At 59.5% G+C, this 16,118-nt stretch carries 13 protein-coding genes; 3 read left to right on the top strand and 10 right to left on the bottom strand.

Annotated elements, in window-relative coordinates; all coding sequences use genetic code 11:
• The first annotated feature begins 124 nt into the window (after nucleotides 1-124).
• Complete coding sequence (locus CU048_04130; GenBank protein ID QBR70591.1) at nucleotides 125-1,714, top strand: porin; 1,590 nt, start codon at nucleotides 125-127, stop codon at nucleotides 1,712-1,714.
• Nucleotides 1,715-1,858: 144 nt separating this feature from the next.
• On the opposite strand, the gene CU048_04125 is transcribed toward CU048_04130, so the two are convergent.
• From CU048_04125 to CU048_04110, 4 genes are all read right to left on the bottom strand, one after another.
• Nucleotides 1,859-4,270, bottom strand: a complete 2,412-nt coding sequence (locus tag CU048_04125; protein ID QBR70590.1) for a phosphoenolpyruvate synthase — start codon at nucleotides 4,268-4,270, stop codon at nucleotides 1,859-1,861.
• A gap of 100 nt (nucleotides 4,271-4,370) precedes the next feature.
• On the bottom strand, nucleotides 4,371-5,462 hold the full coding sequence (locus tag CU048_04120; GenBank protein QBR70589.1) for a site-2 protease family protein: 1,092 nt from the start codon (nucleotides 5,460-5,462) through the stop codon (nucleotides 4,371-4,373).
• 271 nt (nucleotides 5,463-5,733) lie between these two features.
• Nucleotides 5,734-7,164 (bottom strand): RNA-splicing ligase RtcB, encoded by a 1,431-nt coding sequence (locus tag CU048_04115; protein ID QBR70588.1) that lies wholly within the window; start codon nucleotides 7,162-7,164, stop codon nucleotides 5,734-5,736.
• A gap of 119 nt (nucleotides 7,165-7,283) precedes the next feature.
• Nucleotides 7,284-7,748 carry an archease gene (locus CU048_04110; GenBank protein QBR70587.1) on the bottom strand — a complete coding sequence of 155 codons (465 nt, stop codon included), beginning with the start codon at nucleotides 7,746-7,748 and terminating at the stop codon, nucleotides 7,284-7,286.
• 211 nt (nucleotides 7,749-7,959) lie between these two features.
• Here CU048_04110 and CU048_04105 point away from each other — a divergent pair, with 211 nt between their 5' ends.
• Nucleotides 7,960-8,418 carry a YbhB/YbcL family Raf kinase inhibitor-like protein gene (locus tag CU048_04105; GenBank protein QBR72652.1) on the top strand — a complete coding sequence of 153 codons (459 nt, stop codon included), beginning with the start codon at nucleotides 7,960-7,962 and terminating at the stop codon, nucleotides 8,416-8,418.
• Between the two features lie 45 nt (nucleotides 8,419-8,463).
• Here CU048_04105 and CU048_04100 read toward each other — a convergent pair whose 3' ends face one another.
• Genes CU048_04100 through CU048_04080 form a run of 5 tightly spaced genes read right to left on the bottom strand, consistent with a single transcriptional unit; the run spans nucleotide 8,464 to nucleotide 13,678 of the window.
• Entirely contained in the window at nucleotides 8,464-8,709 is a 246-nt protein-coding gene (locus tag CU048_04100) for a phosphopantetheine-binding protein (GenBank protein ID QBR70586.1), read from the bottom strand.
• Nucleotides 8,706-9,905, bottom strand: a complete 1,200-nt coding sequence (locus tag CU048_04095) for a 2-oxo acid dehydrogenase subunit E2 (GenBank protein QBR72651.1) — start codon at nucleotides 9,903-9,905, stop codon at nucleotides 8,706-8,708. The genes CU048_04100 and CU048_04095 overlap by 4 nt, the downstream gene beginning before the upstream one ends.
• Nucleotides 9,906-9,910: 5 nt before the next feature.
• Nucleotides 9,911-10,891, bottom strand: coding sequence for an alpha-ketoacid dehydrogenase subunit beta (locus CU048_04090; protein QBR72650.1), 981 nt, complete (start codon nucleotides 10,889-10,891; stop codon nucleotides 9,911-9,913).
• 49 nt (nucleotides 10,892-10,940) lie between these two features.
• A complete protein-coding gene (pdhA, locus tag CU048_04085) occupies nucleotides 10,941-11,924 on the bottom strand; it encodes a pyruvate dehydrogenase (acetyl-transferring) E1 component subunit alpha (GenBank protein QBR70585.1) in 984 nt (327 codons plus the stop codon).
• On the bottom strand, nucleotides 11,921-13,678 hold the full coding sequence (locus tag CU048_04080) for an acetate--CoA ligase (GenBank protein ID QBR70584.1): 1,758 nt from the start codon (nucleotides 13,676-13,678) through the stop codon (nucleotides 11,921-11,923). The genes pdhA and CU048_04080 overlap by 4 nt, the downstream gene beginning before the upstream one ends.
• Before the next feature lie 266 nt (nucleotides 13,679-13,944).
• On the opposite strand from CU048_04080, the gene phoU reads away from it, so the two are divergent.
• Entirely contained in the window at nucleotides 13,945-14,655 is a 711-nt protein-coding gene (gene phoU, locus CU048_04075) for a phosphate transport system regulatory protein PhoU (protein ID QBR70583.1), read from the top strand.
• A gap of 258 nt (nucleotides 14,656-14,913) precedes the next feature.
• Here the strand turns inward: phoU and CU048_04070 are convergent, their stop codons facing one another.
• The gene (locus CU048_04070) at nucleotides 14,914-16,107 is read right to left on the bottom strand and encodes a poly-gamma-glutamate biosynthesis protein (protein QBR70582.1); all 1,194 of its coding nucleotides are present in this window, start codon (nucleotides 16,105-16,107) and stop codon (nucleotides 14,914-14,916) included.
• Nucleotides 16,108-16,118 lie beyond the last annotated feature (11 nt).

Raw genomic sequence — 16,118 nt, 5'->3', positions numbered from 1 at the left:
TTGGCGAAGGAGCAAGCGCGCCAGAAGCGATGGTTGCCACGGGGCGCGCATGCTGGACCGCGAGGCCGCGTCACGGCGTGCATCGTGGACGAGCCGAGTGATCCCATTATAGCTGAGGTTTAAAATGACCCGTGTTAAGGGCCTTCTTCTGGGTTCAGCCGCGGCCTTGACGTGGGTCATTGGGACATCAGGTGCCCGTGCCGCCGATCTTCCGGTGCGGGAAGCCGCGCCGATCGAATATGTCCGTATCTGCGACGCCTATGGGGCCGGCTTTTTCTACATTCCAGGCACAGAGACGTGTCTCAGGGTCGGCGGCTTGGTGCTAACCGAGTTGCGTGGTTTCGATCCGTCCTACAGTATCTTGGGGCCGAGCTTCTACGCTAATGGCACGCCACGACCGATCATGGGCTACGTTCCATCACCAAGCCAGTACAGCAATGCGCGATCGCGTGATGCGACCCACTTCAATGCATTGGGCCGCGTTGAACTCGATGCCAGGACAAAGTCACCTTGGGGTGCCTTGCGGGCCTTCGCGCGGGTCGATGCCTATTATGGCTCCGGCGGCAATTCCGCGAGGGGGAGCCTTGCATACCTGTCACCAAATGTGTTCAACACATCGGCTGGATCGACGGCGCAGCGCGAGACAACAATCGTCAACAAGGCCTTCATTCAATTCGCCGGCCTGACCGCGGGCCGCGCCCAATCGATGTTCGATTTCTACGCCGATGCCTACAATTACGCTCCCTTGCGCGGTTCCAATGCTACTGTCGCGTTGCTCGCCTACACGGCGACGTTCGACGGCGGTTTCTCGGCGTCGATCTCCTTCGAAGATCAGCCATCGCGGCGCGTCGCGATTGGCAGCACGATTGCGAGCACCGCCGCGGCGGCGATCAATGTCGGCGGCATAACGGGTACCTCGTTCCAGGCCCAGCCTGCGGGCGCGCGCATGCCGGAAATCGTCGGCAATCTCCGCCTGGACCAGCCCTGGGGCGCGGTGCAAGTGTCGGCGGCGGCGCATCAGGTCCGGGCCAGCCTCTTCGGGGCTACCGCTCTTGCCACGCCGCCGACGGCCTATGCATTCCCGGCCATGGTCAACAATTCCTATGGCTTCGCGGTTCAAGGCGGTATTCAGTTAAAGGCCGATTTCATCTCGCCCGGCGACAAGTTCTGGCTGCAGGCGGCTTATGAAAAAGGCGCTTTCGGCTATGTCGCCGGCACCAATCTTGGGTTTAACTATGGCGCGGTCAATGCAAATCGCTACGCGGGCGACGGGTTTGTGCCAATGGACTACGGCTATGGCTGGAATCCGCAAAGCAATTCGGACTGCATCTTCACCGGCAGCCGCTCCTGCGAACAGCAAGCGGGCTGGGACGTCACGGCCGCCTACAAGCACTATTGGATCCCGACCCTGAGTTCGGCGATCTTTGGCTCGTATCTGCAGGTGGATTATTCGCAAAACGCGCTCAACGGCTTCGGCGGCGCGGTCGGCGTATCCAACCTGAAGGAATCACGTGTCGGTACCAACCTCGTCTGGACGCCGCTCAAGGGCTTCGATATCGGCACCGAGTTGACGTATATTCACTTGAACCAGACGCGGCCAGTTGGCCTTGCTCCGGATTTCGGTCCAGGGAGCCTTACCGCCGCTGGACTGCCGAAATTCAAAGCCAACGCTAGCGAGTACGAAGGACGCCTTCGTGTTCAACGCGCATTCTGATCGCTTGGCTCTCAGCGACGGCGAAAGTGTTGGCCTCTGCGCTGGCCTTTGTCAGCGCAGCAGTCTTCTTGCCCAAAGTCCGATGCGGACTTGCTTGTAAATAACCGGACCTGATCTATTGCTTTAAGCAGGACAGCCACAACCTCACTTCCCTCCCCCCGACTGTTCTGCCTCGCGCACCACGGCGATGGTGCGCACCAGGCTCGAGGGATTGACACTGATCGAGTCGATGCCGAGGCCGGTGAGAAATTGAGCGATCTCCGGGTAGTTCGCCGGAGCCTCGCCGCAAATGCCGACGTGCCGGCCATTCCGCTTCGCCCCTGTAACGGCCAGCCGCAGCATTTCCAACATGCCCGGATCGCGCTCGTCGAAATCGAACGCTACGATTTCGGAATCGCGGTCCACGCCGAGCGTGAGCTGCGTCAGGTCGTTAGAGCCAATCGAGAACCCGTCGAATATGGCAGCGAACGCATCCACCTGGATGACATTGTTCGGGATCTCGCACATCACATAGATCTCCAGACCGTTGCGACCGCGTTCGAGACCATGCTGCGCCATCACCTGTAGCACGCGCTCGGCTTCGGTCACGCGGCGGCAGAAGGGCACCATGACCCGGAGATTAGTCAGCCCCATCTCTTCGCGGACACGGCGCAGCGAGGCACACTCCAGGGCGAAGCCATCGGCATAGGCGGGATGAGCATAGCGTGACGCGCCGCGGAAGCCGAGCATCGGATTGGCCTCCCGCGGTTCGAATGCAGCACCGCCGATCAACTGCGCGTATTCGTTGGTCTTGAAGTCCGAAAGCCGAATGATCACCGGCTTGGGGTAGAATGCGGCGGCGATCGTACCGACGCCCTCAGCCAACGTGCGGACAAAAAACTCGCGTGGCGAGTCGAAGTTACGGGTGACGGCGCGGATCCGCTCCATATCCGGCCCCGCGACTTTCTCGGGATGCACCAGCGCCATCGGGTGGATACCGATATGCTCACTAATGATGAATTCCATGCGGGCCAGGCCAACGCCGGCGTTTGGCATCATGGCGTTGCGAAACGCAAGATCTGGATTGCCCAAGTTTATCATGATCTCAGTTTTCGGCAGCGCCAAGGCGCTAGCAGGCAGACGTGCGACCTCGAACGATATCTCGCCTTCATAGACCGCGCCCACCTCGCCACCCGCGCAGGAGACGGTGACGCGTTCGCCATTGTGTAACGCGCGTGTGGCAGTCTTCGCTCCCACCACGGCGGGCACGCCGAGTTCGCGCGCGACAATCGCCGCGTGGCAGGTGCGTCCGCCGTGATCAGTGATGATCGCGCCGGCCGTCTTCATCACGGGTTCCCAGTCGGGACTTGTCGAGCTCGCAACCAGAACCTCTCCAGGCTGGAAGCTGTGTAGGTCCGCGGTCCCATTAACGACGCGCACGATACCGGTACCAATCTTCTCGCCGATGGCGCTGCCGGACAGAAGTAACCTACCGCTGCCTGTCAGCGTGTAAGTCTCAAACACGCTTGTCGAGCGCTGGGAGGCCACGGTCTCCGGGCGCGCCTGCACGATGTAGAGTCCGCCGTCGTCGGCGTCCTTCGCCCATTCAATATCCATCGGCTCGGCATGGCCCGCGCGGTGCGAGTAGTGCTCCTCGACGCGGATAGCATAGTCGGCGAGCTTCAGCACCTCACCATCCTCGATGCAGAAGCAGGCCCGCTCGGCCTCGGTAGTGGAAACATTGCGGGTGGTCGATCCGGTATGGCCTTCCGCATATATGAGGCGCAGCTGCTTTTGTCCGAGCGAGCGGCGCAGCACGGCGCGATATCCCTGCTGGAAGGTCGGCTTGTGCACGTGGAACTCGTCCGGCTCCACCTTGCCCTGTACGAGGTTCTCTCCGAGCCCATAGATGCCCGTGATGAACACCACATCGCGGAAGCCGGACTCCGTATCGAGCGTGAAGATCACGCCACTACTCGCGCGATCCGAGCGCACCATTTTCATCACGCCGACCGAGAGCCCGACCTTGAAATGGTCAAACCCATTGTTCGCGCGGTAGACGATGGCGCGGTCGGTGAACACCGAGGCGAAGCAGAGGCGACAGGCCTCGAAAAGATCATCCGCGCCGCGAATGTTGAGATAACTTTCATGCTGTCCGGCAAAGCTCGCAGTCGGCAGATCCTCGGCGGTAGCCGAGCTGCGCACAGCCACTGCAACGCCGGTACCATATTGCGTCTCGAGCCGGCGATAGGCCGCCTCCATGTTCGCACGAAGTTTGGCGTTGCCGGTGGCGTCGTAGACAATCTTGCGCGCTTGCGCGGCTCGCTCCGCCAGCAAGTCGACGTCAGCAATGTCGAGATCGTCCAGCAGCGTATGCAGGCCAGCCCATGCCTTTGCCGATGACAATGCGTCGGCATAGGCTGCGACCGTTAGGGCGAAGCCATTCGGCACCTTGACACCCGCCTCACCCAACTCACGGTAAAGCTCACCCAGAGAGGCATTCTTGCCGCCGACCAGGGGAACATCTTCAAGCCGGAGCGTTTCAAACCAGCAGACATGGGGAGAAGACAATACCATTGGAGTTACCCCTTCGTGAGGTGTTGAAGTCGTTTGGATGATCACGACTTGGCTTGCACAGCGCGGCAGCCACTCCGAATGCGCGGAGCGCCATCACTGCTCAGCCACGATCGAAGCGCCAGTTGGGCCGCTTGGTCTTGATGATCATCATCTCAGCAAGGTTCTGACGCGTGAGGAGACCGACGAGGATCCCTTTGGAATCGGTGACGGCCAAAGCGGCTTGCGATCCGTGGAGCCGGTCGAGCACCTCTTCAAGTGGGGATGCGCTCCCCACAGTCTCGACTGGCGCGCGCATAAAAGCAGTGATTGCCGCCTCACGGTCGTGGTCCTTCAGCGCCGAGAGTATGTCTTCGCGCACGAGGAGGCCGACCGGCTTTCCGAAAGCGTCCACCACTGGAAATTCATGCTGCGCGGTCGCGAGCAGCATTTCGATCGCCGTGGCCAAGTTCGCTTCGACCGGGATCGCGTTGAAACGCGTCTCCATTGCGTCGCCCACGGAAAGCCCGCGTGCCGCCTCGTTGAAGGCGGTCATCTGCGCTTCTCCCGCTGCGGCGATATAAACGAAGATCGCAATGAAGACGAGGAGCGGATTACCGAAGAGGCCAAGAAAGCCAAGCACAAATGCGAAGGCCTGCCCAATGAAGGCGGCGAGACGTGTTGCTCTGGCTCCCCCGAGTTTCATGGCGAGGAGCGCGCGTAGGACACGGCCGCCGTCCATCGGGAAAGCGGGAATCATGTTGAAGAGAACCAGAAAGACGTTGGCGGCGGCGAGCCGCGCGAGAAAGGAGACGCGTGGATCATCAATCCGCGTCAAATCATCGGGTTGAATCGTTCCGAGGACGAGGAAGAGAAGAAAGGCGATAACGATGTTCACCATCGGTCCCGCGATCGCAACCGCGAGTTCCTGCGAAGGCTTCTGCGGCATGCGTGGCATGAGCGCCACTCCCCCGATCGGCAGCAAGATCACCTCCGGCGTCTCGATCCCGAAACGCCGCGCCATGAGGATGTGGCCGAATTCGTGGAGGACGACACAGGAAAAGAGGAGCGCAATGAAGAGCACGCTATCGCGCGCCGCCGGAAGGCCTCCCTTCTGCCAGGCGCTGACGCCGATCCAAGCAAGGAGGAGAAAAAAGGTGAGATGAACCCGCACGGTCGTTGCACCAAAGCGGCCGATCGTCAGGGACCAGGACATGAGCCATCCTCCAGCTCGATTTCGTATTGGAAATTACGCCTTGAGGGACGCGAGCACCAGACCGGCACCAAAATTCATCACCTGTCCGGCTACGGCTTCCGATGATCACTTTGGTTGAAGCCGGTAAAAAGTGGGGTCAGAAGCAAGCGGCCTCACGAAACTCATGGCGTTGGCGAGCATCCATCCGACCGACGCCGGCACACCGCAGTAGCGCTCGAGACGTCCGCTACCGCCTACACGACTGATATGAGATTGAAACCGAATTTACTTATCACCCTTTGATGCAAATGAGAGGCTTGAGGCGCGCCACTCTTCGGGCGAGGCCTGCCTGTTCGGCGGCGGCCACGACTGCAGTGACATCTTTGTAGGCACCAGGCGCTTCTTCCGCAACGCCGCGGGTCGACGGACTCCGTATCAGAATGCCGTTCGCAGCAAGATCATCGACGATCTTGCGGCCGCTCCAACGTCTAAGCGCCTCGTGCCGGGAGAGGGCACGCCCAGCGCCATGGCAGGCGGATGAAAATGCCTTCGCTTCGCTCGTCGCCTCGCCCACCAGGATATATGAACTCGTCCCCATGCTGCCGCCAATGAGCACGGGCTGACCAATCGATCGCAGAGCCTTTGGAAGGCTTTCATGGCCGGGGCCAAAGGCCCGGGTCGCACCTTTGCGATGAACAAAGAGTTCGCGCCGCTTTCCGTCTACGACATGCATCTCGACCTTGCACGTATTGTGCGAGACGTCGAAAAGCAGGCGCAAGGCGCAATCCGGGAAGAAATGTCCGAACACGCGCCTCGCATTGTGGCCGAGGATTTCGCGGTTGGCAAGCGCGCAATTAATCGCCGCGCGCATGGCACCGAGATAGCGCTGCCCAACTTCCGAATGGATCGGTGCGCAGGCGAGTTCGCGATCTGGAAGCTCAATGCCTGACTCTTTCGCGGTCATCACCATTTCTTTCAGGAACTCAGTGCCGATCTGGTGCCCGAGCCCGCGCGAGCCGCAATGGATCGTGACGACGACCTGGTCTTTCAGGAGGCCGAAGGCATCAGCGACGGAGGCGTCAAGGATCTCGGCGACAGCTTGGACTTCAAGGTAATGGTTGCCCGAGCCGAGCGTGCCCATCTCCCGACGCTGCCTTTCCTTGGCGCGTTCGGAGACCATTTCGGGCTTGGCGCCGGCCATTGTGCCTCTTTCCTCGATCCGCTCGAGGTCGCGCCATTCTCCCCAGCCCCGTTCGACCGCCCAGCGCGCGCCACCAGCCAGCATCAGATCCATCTCGATCAGGTCGAGGCGGATGGCGCTCTTGCTCCCAACGCCTGCTGGAATGTTTTGAAACAGCGAGTCGGCAAGCGACTTCTGCACATTCATGATGTCCGATACGGAAAGGCCGGTCAGCATGGTGCGCACGCCACAGGAGATATCGAATCCGACCCCTCCTGCCGAAACAATGCCGCCCTGCGCCGGATCGAATGCCGCTACACCGCCGATCGGAAAGCCATACCCCCAGTGCGCATCGGGCATGGCATAGGAGGCACCGATAATGCCGGGAAGCATTGCGACATTTGTGGCCTGCGCAAAGACTTTGTCGTCCATGCCACGAATGAGGTCCTCATCCGCATAGATGATCGCAGGCACGCGCATCCGGCCGGTTGGCTCAACCCGCCATGTCGTCGGATCGACACGAGTAAAAAGAGCAGGATCCATCGCTATCTCGGCTAAAGCAGGTCCCGCTTCGAGCGGGATCATGTGCGGTCATTAAGTCGTGGACGTGCCTATGTGGACGTGCCTATGAAGAATGCTCCACTCAAATTGGTAATCCTGTTCTAGACGTCGACGATGCAGGCTGCGGACCATATGCCGTTGGGCGATTTGGCGACCTTCAGCGCCGTATAGGTTGCCCCTTTGGGTTCGCAAGCGGGAGCGTGCCGCCGGACATCGATCGGCTCGCCCTGAAGCTTGCCTTCGAGCCGTTCGCCCTCGATATGAACAGCAAAACTGTCAAACAGCATGTGCCTGACCGCCATTTCGTAAATGATCGCATTGAGCCATTCGACGAATAGAAGTTCGATGTCCGGTGCTTCGCAACGCACTTCGACCGAGGTACGGGGTATGACAGCTGCATCGGTTATTGCCGCCGTCAGCGCGTGCCCGGCTTGTTCGAACGCTTCCGCTACGGTCGCGCCCCAGCCGCACAGGCCGAGGTCGGCATCATGCGGAAAATGTTCCCATCCTGGCACGCTCACGAGCGCTTTGGGGCATGGGTCGCGGCGATCCTCTTTGTGTCGCATGCGGACGCGCCTGCTCCCTCTTCTTTCACGCTCATCACCGTGACCATTTCCGATTGAAACGTGCTGCCATTGCCGTGCTGAAACATATAGGGGACTGAAAGCATATTATGGTCTTCATATACCTCAATCTGCATGTGGAGATTGACCCGTGTCAAACTATTCAAACGACGGAAGTGCAGAATGCTTACAATGCGATGTGATGGAGGCTGCTTTGCAGCTCAGCTCGAGCGCCTTTTTTAATGGCGGGACAATTCCCTCTCGCTACACCTGTGACGGAGAGGATCTATCCCCGCCGTTTCAATGGGGCGGGGCGCCAACAGAGACCCGCAGCTTCGTGCTTCTCTGCGATGATCCCGATGCTCCGTCGGGCACTTTTCATCATTGGGCTCTTTACGACATTCCGGCCAACCGAATGGGTCTCGCGCAAGGGTTCGATCGAAACTGCGAAAAGGAGGGGCTCAAGCAGGCAATCAATGATTTCAATCGGTTAGGTTATGGCGGTCCGTGCCAGCCACACCGTCACGGGCCTCACCACTATCAATTTCAGCTGCTTGCGCTCTCGCTGGATCATTTGCCGCTGCGCAAAGAACCATCCTGCCGCGAGGTCGAACGCGAGGCGCGCAAATATGTGCTCGCCGAGGCAGGCATTGTTGGAATTTACGAGAGATGAGAATTCACAGGTAGATCCAAAAACCGGGGTTACACCCCGCGTATATCACCGGAGTTTCGTCTTAAGGTAGCTGACGGCTCCGTCGAGGGTCATGAGCTTTGGATAATCGATCTCCGGAATGCTTACCCCCAGACGTTGGTGGATGGCGGTAATAAAGTTTAGGAAGTCCATGGAATCGATGTCGAGTGCTTCGCGCAGGTCCGCCGACGGATCGACCGAATTCATATCGATTTCCGGCGCAATGTTTCCGAGCTCCTCCCGCAGCACCGCGCCAATGTCGAGATCGCTCATAATTGATCCGGCTCCTGCAGAAGCTTGCCGATTTCGGCCAAGAACAATGCGCCAGCATGGCCATCGCTGACCCTGTGATCGCCCGAAAGCGTTATGGTCACGATGGAACGTGGGACGATTGCATCATCGACGATCCAAGGCCGTGCCACAACCTTGCCGACCCCGACGATTGCCACTTGGGGCGGATAAATGATGCCGTAGAGCGCCTCGACTCCGCGTTCGCCGAGACTTGAGACGGTGATGGTCGCATCAGCGATCTCGGAGCTGCGGATGCGGCCGGACCGCATGCGTGCCACCAGATCGCGCATCGACGCCATGAGGGCATCGCACGAAAGCCGGTTCGCATCGTGAATCGCGGGCGCAGCCAAACCTCCGCCGCGAATGGCGATCGCCATGCCTACATGGACGGCGGAAGATGGTTCGAACTTCTCGTCAAGATAAAATCCATTAAAGGCGGGGAAGCGATGGGCCGCCAAAGCAACGGCCTTCATCGCAACTGCGCCCATGAGCAGCCGGCTTTCCGGCGGACGCGTGGCATTCGTCCGCGCAAGCCAGGCCTCGCAAGGCGTCACGTCGACCTGGTGCTCGAGATAATAATGGGGAATTTCACGCTTCGAACGTGCCATGGCGGCTGCGATCGCTCCGCGCATCGCATCGAGGTCGAGGCCTAGGGCGCGCTTCTTTTCGATGGGGCGCACAACGGCGGCATGCTTGCGCTCCACATCCTCTCTGACAATGGCCCCGGCAGGACCGGTACCTGTGATCGAGGCGAGATCGACGTCATGTATTTGCGCAAACTGTCGCGCCGCAGGCGAGGCCTGTACGCGGCCGGCGGAAAGTGGCAACGGGACTGGCGCGGCGGGCGGAACCGCCCCAGGAGGAGCAGTGATAGGGACCGATGCTGCAACCTCGAGGGCCTCTCGTGCCGGCCTCGCGACCATCCCGGCTTTCACCTCTTCTTTGTCCGTTCGAATTTCCGCTAGCGGCGTGCCGACAGGCACTTTGGCGCCGAGATCGACCAGAATTTGTTCAATCTCGCCGGTCTCGAAGATTTCAATTTCGATCGCCCCTTTCTGTGTTTCCACCACGGCGACGACGTCGCCGCGCTTGACCCGATCGCCCGGCTTGACCAACCACTCGACGAGTGTTCCAGCTTCCATATCGGCGCCAAGCGAGGGCATGCGAAACTCTACCACGGGGGTCACCTGTCGCGCCCGAGCGCTGATTTCACCGCCGCAACGATTTTCGATGGCTGGGGAAGCGCGGCTTGCTCAAGGTGATGCGGGTAGGGGATCGGCACCTCTTCGCTGCATACGCGCCCGAGCGGCGCGTCGAGTTCCCAAAAAGCCTGTTCGACGATACGCGTGCAAATTTCCGCCGAAATGCTGCCGCTGCGCCATCCTTCATCAACAATGACGGCGCGCCGGGTCTTGCTCACCGACGCCACGATCGTCGCATCGTCGAGCGGCCGCAGGCTGCGTAGATCGATGACCTCCGCCTCGATATTTTCCTTGGCGAGCTGGCTTGCCGCTTCGAGTGTTTTCCACAGCGAACCGCCATAGGTGATGAGAGAAATATCCCGCCCGTGGCGGCGCACCGCGGCCTTTTCGATTTCGACCGGCCCAGCGTCGGCCGCAAGCTTTCCGGTCATGTTGTAGAGCATGATATTTTCGAAGATCAGCACCGGGTCCGGGTCTTGAAGAGCCGTCCACAGCATCCCCCGCGCGTCCTCGAGCGTCGCCGGGGCGAGCACCTTGATCCCGGGAACATGAGCGTACCACCCTTCGAGACTATGCGAGTGCTGAGCGGCCAACTGACGGCCGGCGCCGGTCGCCATCCTGATCACCACCGGCACACCGAATTGGCCGCCCGACATGTGACGAATGCTGGCCGCGGTGTTGAGAATCTGGTCGAGCGCGAGCAGACTGAAATTCACCGTCATCAATTCGACGATCGGGCGCATGCCTGCTATGGCGGCGCCAATGCCGGCGCCTGTGAAACCCGATTCCGACAGCGGTGTGTCTCGGATCCTTTCTGGTCCGAACTCCGCCTGCAGCCCCTTGCTCACCGCGTAGCAACCGCCGTAGCGGCCAACGTCCTCACCCATGAGGAAGACACGCTGATCGCGGATAAGCGCGTCCCGGATCGCCGCGCGCACAGCTTCCCGGTAGCTAAGTTCCAAGGGTTCCGCTTGGCCCGCATTGTTCGGCATGATGCCCATTGCCCGCCTGTTAGGCTGCCCTTTCCGCATAGGTGAAGCGGGTGAGGCGCTCGACCGGTTCCCATGTTCCTGCCTCGGCGAAAGCAACGGCTTCGGAGATTTCGGCGGCGACCTCGGCTTCGATGCGCGTCATGTCCTCCGGGTGAATCATCTTGTTTGCCTCGAGCCATCCGTGAAATCGCACGATAGGGCCTTTTCGCCGCCAAGCCTCGACCTCGGCTTTGTCCCGGTAGAGTTGCGCATCAAACATCGAGTGAGCGCGGAATCGATAGGTCCGACATTCGAGGAAATAGGGCTTGCCGGTTTCACGCACCGCCTGGACGGCCCGCCGCGCAGCGGCCTCGACCGCGATTACGTCCATACCGTCGACGGTCTCTGATGCGAGCCGATAGCTTGCCGCCTTGAGGTGAATGTCTGTCTCCGATTCGGAGAGGGCCAGCGCCGTCCCCATAGCATAAAGATTGTTCTCGCATATGAATAGGACCGGCAGTGCCCAAAGAGCCGCAAGATTGAGGCTTTCATGGAACTCACCCTCGGCGACGGCACCTTCGCCAAAGAAGCAAGCGGTGACGCAATTTTCGCCGCGCATGTGGTCGGCAAGCGCGAGGCCGACTGCCAGCGGAAGCCCGCCACCGACAATGGCGTTGCCGCCATAAAAATTACTCTCCCGGTCGAACAGGTGCATGGAGCCGCCACGGCCGCCGCTGCAGCCCTCCCGCTTGCCATACATTTCGGCAAGCGCGGTTTTCATCGGCACTCCGCGCACGAGCGCATGGCCATGCTCGCGATAGGTCGCAACGATTCGATCACGCTTCTCCAGCACGGGGATTACGCCGACGGCGACGGCCTCCTCGCCGTCGTAAAGATGAAGAAAGCCCCTGATCTTCTCCTGCGTATAAAGTTCGGCGCATTTATCCTCGAATTGACGGATGCGGATCATCTGCTTCAAGAGATCCAGTTCATGCGCCCGCGACAAATGGGGTTTGTCGCTCATTGCTCCTCGCTTTCGAGCGTTGAGAGATCGCCCAGCGGCAGGCCGAGTTCGCGTGCTTTCAAAAGCCGGCGCATGATTTTGCCGCTGCGCGTCTTTGGCAGGTTTTTACGAAAAGCGATATCCTTTGGGGCGATCGCCGGACCCAAGCGCTTGCGCGCGTGGCCCAGCAACTCCTTGCGCAATTGTTCCGTCGCTTCGATCCCATCCTTGAGGGCAATGAAGGCTTTCACCACCTCCCCAGCAATGTCATCCGGAAGACCGATCACCCCGGCCTCGGCGACTGCGTTGTGCTCCATGAGGGCGCTCTCCACCTCGAAGGGGCCGATGAGATGGCCGGCGCTCTTAATGACATCGTCAGCGCGGCCAACAAACCAATAATAGCCCTCTGTGTCCCGCATCGCGAGATCCCCGGTTAAATACCAGCCGCCGGCGAAGCATTTGCGGTAGCGTTCTTCCTCATTGAGATAGGCGCGCATCATCGACGGCCAGCCAGGGCGTAGCGCGAGTTCTCCCATGACCATCGGTTCTGTGATCTCATGGATTTCTCCGCTTCCGTTCCGCTCGACGACGGAAGCCGTTACTCCCGGCAGCGGTCTGCCCATCGACCCTGGCTTCACGTCCATCGATGGGTAGTTGGCGATCATGATGCCACCGGTCTCGGTCTGCCACCAATTGTCGTGAAACGGCATCCCGAACGCCTTAACGCCCCAGACGACAGCCTCCGGGTTGAGGGGCTCGCCGACACTGGCCATGAAACGCAGGCTCGACAGATCGAACCCCTTCGCGATGTCGGCGCCAAGCTTCATCAGCATGCGGATTGCAGTTGGGGCAGTGTACCAGACGTTGATCCTCTGGTCCTGGAGGATTCGATACCACCGTTCGGCATCGAATTCGGCTTGGTCTACGACGAGCGTTGCACCATTCGTGAACGGAGAAATGATGCCGTAGGAGGTGCCCGTCACCCAACCAGGGTCGGCGGTGCACCAGAAGATGTCATCTTGATGAAGGTCGAGAGCGAGCCGACCTGTGACGTGATGGGCAACGACTGCTTCATGCACATGGACCGCCCCCTTCGGCTTTCCGGTCGTTCCGCTGGTGAAATGCAGAAGGGCCATGTCCTCTGGGCCCGTCCATACGGTTTCAAAAGAGTCCGATGCTGCCGCTATGGCAGCCGTAAGATTGGTTGTGCCCGCGGGCGGATTATCTGAGCAATCGGTCAAAAAGACATGCTCAAGGCACATAAGTTCGTGGCGCCAGGGCTCGATCTTGCGCCGGTAAAGCGCCTCTGAGGTAATGAGGGCCTTAGCGTCACCGATCGTCATGCGCGCCATGATTGGTTCAGGACCGAATGCCGAGAACAGCGGTGAGAAGACGCTCCCATTCTTGAGCGTACCAAGGGCAGCGATATAGAGCTCGGGTGTCCTGCCGAGCAGCGAGAAGACCCGCTGACCTTTTCCAACGCCGCGCTGCGCCAGGACATTGGCGAATCGATTAGTCGCGGCCAGGAGGTTCGCGTAGGAGAAGTCCTGGATGCGATTGTCACGGCCGATCCAGCGCAGTGCGAGCTTGCCGCCGCGGCCGGCCAATACGTGCCGGTCGACAGCCTCATGCGCGATATTAAGGCCGCCTCGTGGCAATCCATCGAGCAGCGCCCGCGCCTCGGTCCATGAGAACGCCTTGGTATATTTGTCGTAATTCTGAAGATTAGCGTCGACATAATCCTCAGGATATTTTCGGATTTGCTCATATTCCATATTAGGCTTGTCTCAGCACTATTTCTAACACTCAAAAATGATCGATGGGCAAACGTAGGTATTGACGTGTATCAATAAGCGGACCGATGGACTCGATATTTTGCTTTGGCCTGCCACGCGGTGATTTGTAGCGGCCAGGCTTGGGCCAAGTGTGGGCATGCCAATTTGATCATTTTGCGCATGAAAGAGTGCGCGAAGGTCATGCTTCCAGTGAGACGCTCGTAATTGACATTGCAGTCGCGGAGCTAGATCCAAGGGGAGTGACCATGTACGAGCACACCGTCAGGGCTTTCGATGCCGATTTGCAGGAACTCGCCCAGAAGATCGCTGCCATGGGGCTTCTTGCAAAGAGGCAGATGGCTGACGCAATCGACGCTCTGGCCAACTGCAATATTACTCTAGCCAAGAGTGTCGTCACAGTCGACGATCAAATTGATGCGCTCCAGCGTGAAATCGAAGAAAAAGCGGTGGTCACCCTTGCACGCCGGCAGCCGATGGCGGTCGATTTGCGGGAGATCATCGGGGACCTACGCATCTCCAATGATCTCGAGCGGATTGGCGATCTCGCCGAGAACATCGCGATCGAGGCAGCGACGCTCGCCGATGAGTTTCGTCCGAACGCGGTCATGCTCCAGCTGGACCGGATGATGAAGCTGGTTATCGACCAGCTGAGTCGCGTGCTCGACAGCTATGCACAGCGTGATGCCGCCGAAGCGCTCGCCGTATGGCGCAGGGACGTCGAAGTCAATGCCATGAACAGCTCGCTGTTTCGGGAGCTTCTGACCTATATGTTGGAGAATCCACGCAATATCGCCTTCTGCCTGCACATGTCGTTTTGCGCCAAAAATATTGAGCGCATGGGCGATCACGCGGCTAATATTGCAGAGACCGTGTATTTTATCGCGGAAGGGCGGGCGCTCCCGGATGAGCGTCCGAAAGCCGGCATCGGTCCGGGCAATTTGCCATCGCCTGCCTGATCCAACATGGGACTGTTATCGCGGACCATTGCGACCTCACAGAGGTCTCGAACAACGCCTTGAATGCCGCGAGTTCAATACCGCGCCTTCAGCCAAGCGAAAATTTCAGGCCAAATGCGAGCATGCGTCTGATGGCCGGCAAGCATGGCAAGATGTTGAAAGCCAACGCCAACTTCGCCGGGACATTGAATGATGCGCGTCTCTTTCGTTGGCATTTTGTCAAGAAATGGCTTGATGGAGTTGAGAGGCGCAATCTCATCAGCCGTGTTGACGATCGCCAGGGTAGGAACTTGAACGCTCGATGGTCTCAGGCCAGAACAGGGCCAGTCTCCCATCGGTCTTCAGCCCGATGCTGATGCGCGCGTCAAACTGCTCGCTCTCGCGGCTAAGTGTCCGCTGTATCCAATGAATATCTGCCGGGGATGCAGGGACGAGCTGAAAGCGCCGGATCTGAAGGGGCACCAATTCGAGATCGGTCAGGTGTCCAGTTAAGGAATGGAAACTGGCAAAATACATCAAGACGAGATCGCCACGAAATTCCTCGTAGCCCCTGATGCCTTCGTAGTCGTTCAAGAAGTCGCCGCACCCATAAAGGATGAGCCGGTTCTTATATATTTCGATGGCTTTCGCGTGATGCGAGGAATGGCCGTAGATGAGAGAAACATTGGCCCGATCGATGAGGGCATGCGCGAAGCGTTGTTGCTCCTCCGGAATCTCGTATCCCCAATTCCCTCCCCAATGGATGGACGCGATGATCACATCGCCTGGTTGTCGTACGTGCGCGACTTGGCCGGCGATCTCTGCGGCAGTGTCATCGCTGAGGTCCGGCAAGAGGTTCACGCCGGCAGCCCCTTGCATTGCCGCCCAACTGCGTGGGACGCCGCTTGTCGATGAAGCAAAGGAAAAGACGACCACTCGTCCTTTGCCTTCTATCTCCAGGACGGCGGGCGCCCGCGCTTGGGCCAGGTCGCGACCAGCTCCGGTGCTCTTGATCCGCAATTGCTCGAGAGTGGCCAAGGTCTCAAGCAGACCGGCGCGTTCCCAGTCGAGCACATGATTATTGCCGAGCACGCAGCAATCGATGCCGGCTGCGCGCAGGCATTCTGCGTTTTCGGGGCTCATTCTATAATTGATGCCCTTGGGAATGTAGGCGTCGCTGCGCGTAATGCTGGTTTCGAGGTTGATCACGCAGGCATCAGGCGGCGCTCGAGTCAATTGTTCCAGAGCCGCGCCCCAGATATAGGAAGGCGCCACACGCGTCGGAATCCTTCCATTTATCTGCTCAGCTAGCCGGACATAGCCGCTTGCCGATTGCATCCAACCCTCATGCAGACGGGGGTCGCACGGATGCGGCAAGATCTGATCAATGCCGCGCCCCGTCATCACGTCACCGCAGACAAAGACCCGGATGATCTGGCGCACATCCGGTTTTAACTGAGCAGAGGCGCTCATATTCTCAACCG

The sequence above is a fragment of the Beijerinckiaceae bacterium genome (assembly GCA_004564215.1).
Classification (GTDB): domain Bacteria; phylum Pseudomonadota; class Alphaproteobacteria; order Rhizobiales; family Beijerinckiaceae; genus Methylocapsa.
This window is presented reverse-complemented; position numbering and strand designations above follow the sequence as displayed.

Bases quoted from the DNA above. Each gene is read 5' to 3' on its own strand.
- CU048_04120 (QBR70589.1), bottom strand. From the start codon at position 5,462: ATGTCCTGGTCCCTGACGATCGGCCGCTTTGGTGCAACGACCGTGCGG.
- pdhA (QBR70585.1), bottom strand. From the start codon at position 11,924: ATGAGCGACAAACCCCATTTGTCGCGGGCGCATGAACTGGATCTCTTG.
- CU048_04115 (QBR70588.1), bottom strand. From the start codon at position 7,164: ATGGATCCTGCTCTTTTTACTCGTGTCGATCCGACGACATGGCGGGTT.
- CU048_04080 (QBR70584.1), bottom strand. From the start codon at position 13,678: ATGGAATATGAGCAAATCCGAAAATATCCTGAGGATTATGTCGACGCT.
- CU048_04070 (QBR70582.1), bottom strand. From the start codon at position 16,107: ATGAGCGCCTCTGCTCAGTTAAAACCGGATGTGCGCCAGATCATCCGG.
- CU048_04110 (QBR70587.1), bottom strand. From the start codon at position 7,748: ATGCGACACAAAGAGGATCGCCGCGACCCATGCCCCAAAGCGCTCGTG.
- CU048_04130 (QBR70591.1), top strand. From the start codon at position 125: ATGACCCGTGTTAAGGGCCTTCTTCTGGGTTCAGCCGCGGCCTTGACG.
- phoU (QBR70583.1), top strand. From the start codon at position 13,945: ATGTACGAGCACACCGTCAGGGCTTTCGATGCCGATTTGCAGGAACTC.
- CU048_04100 (QBR70586.1), bottom strand. From the start codon at position 8,709: ATGAGCGATCTCGACATTGGCGCGGTGCTGCGGGAGGAGCTCGGAAAC.
- CU048_04125 (QBR70590.1), bottom strand. From the start codon at position 4,270: ATGGTATTGTCTTCTCCCCATGTCTGCTGGTTTGAAACGCTCCGGCTT.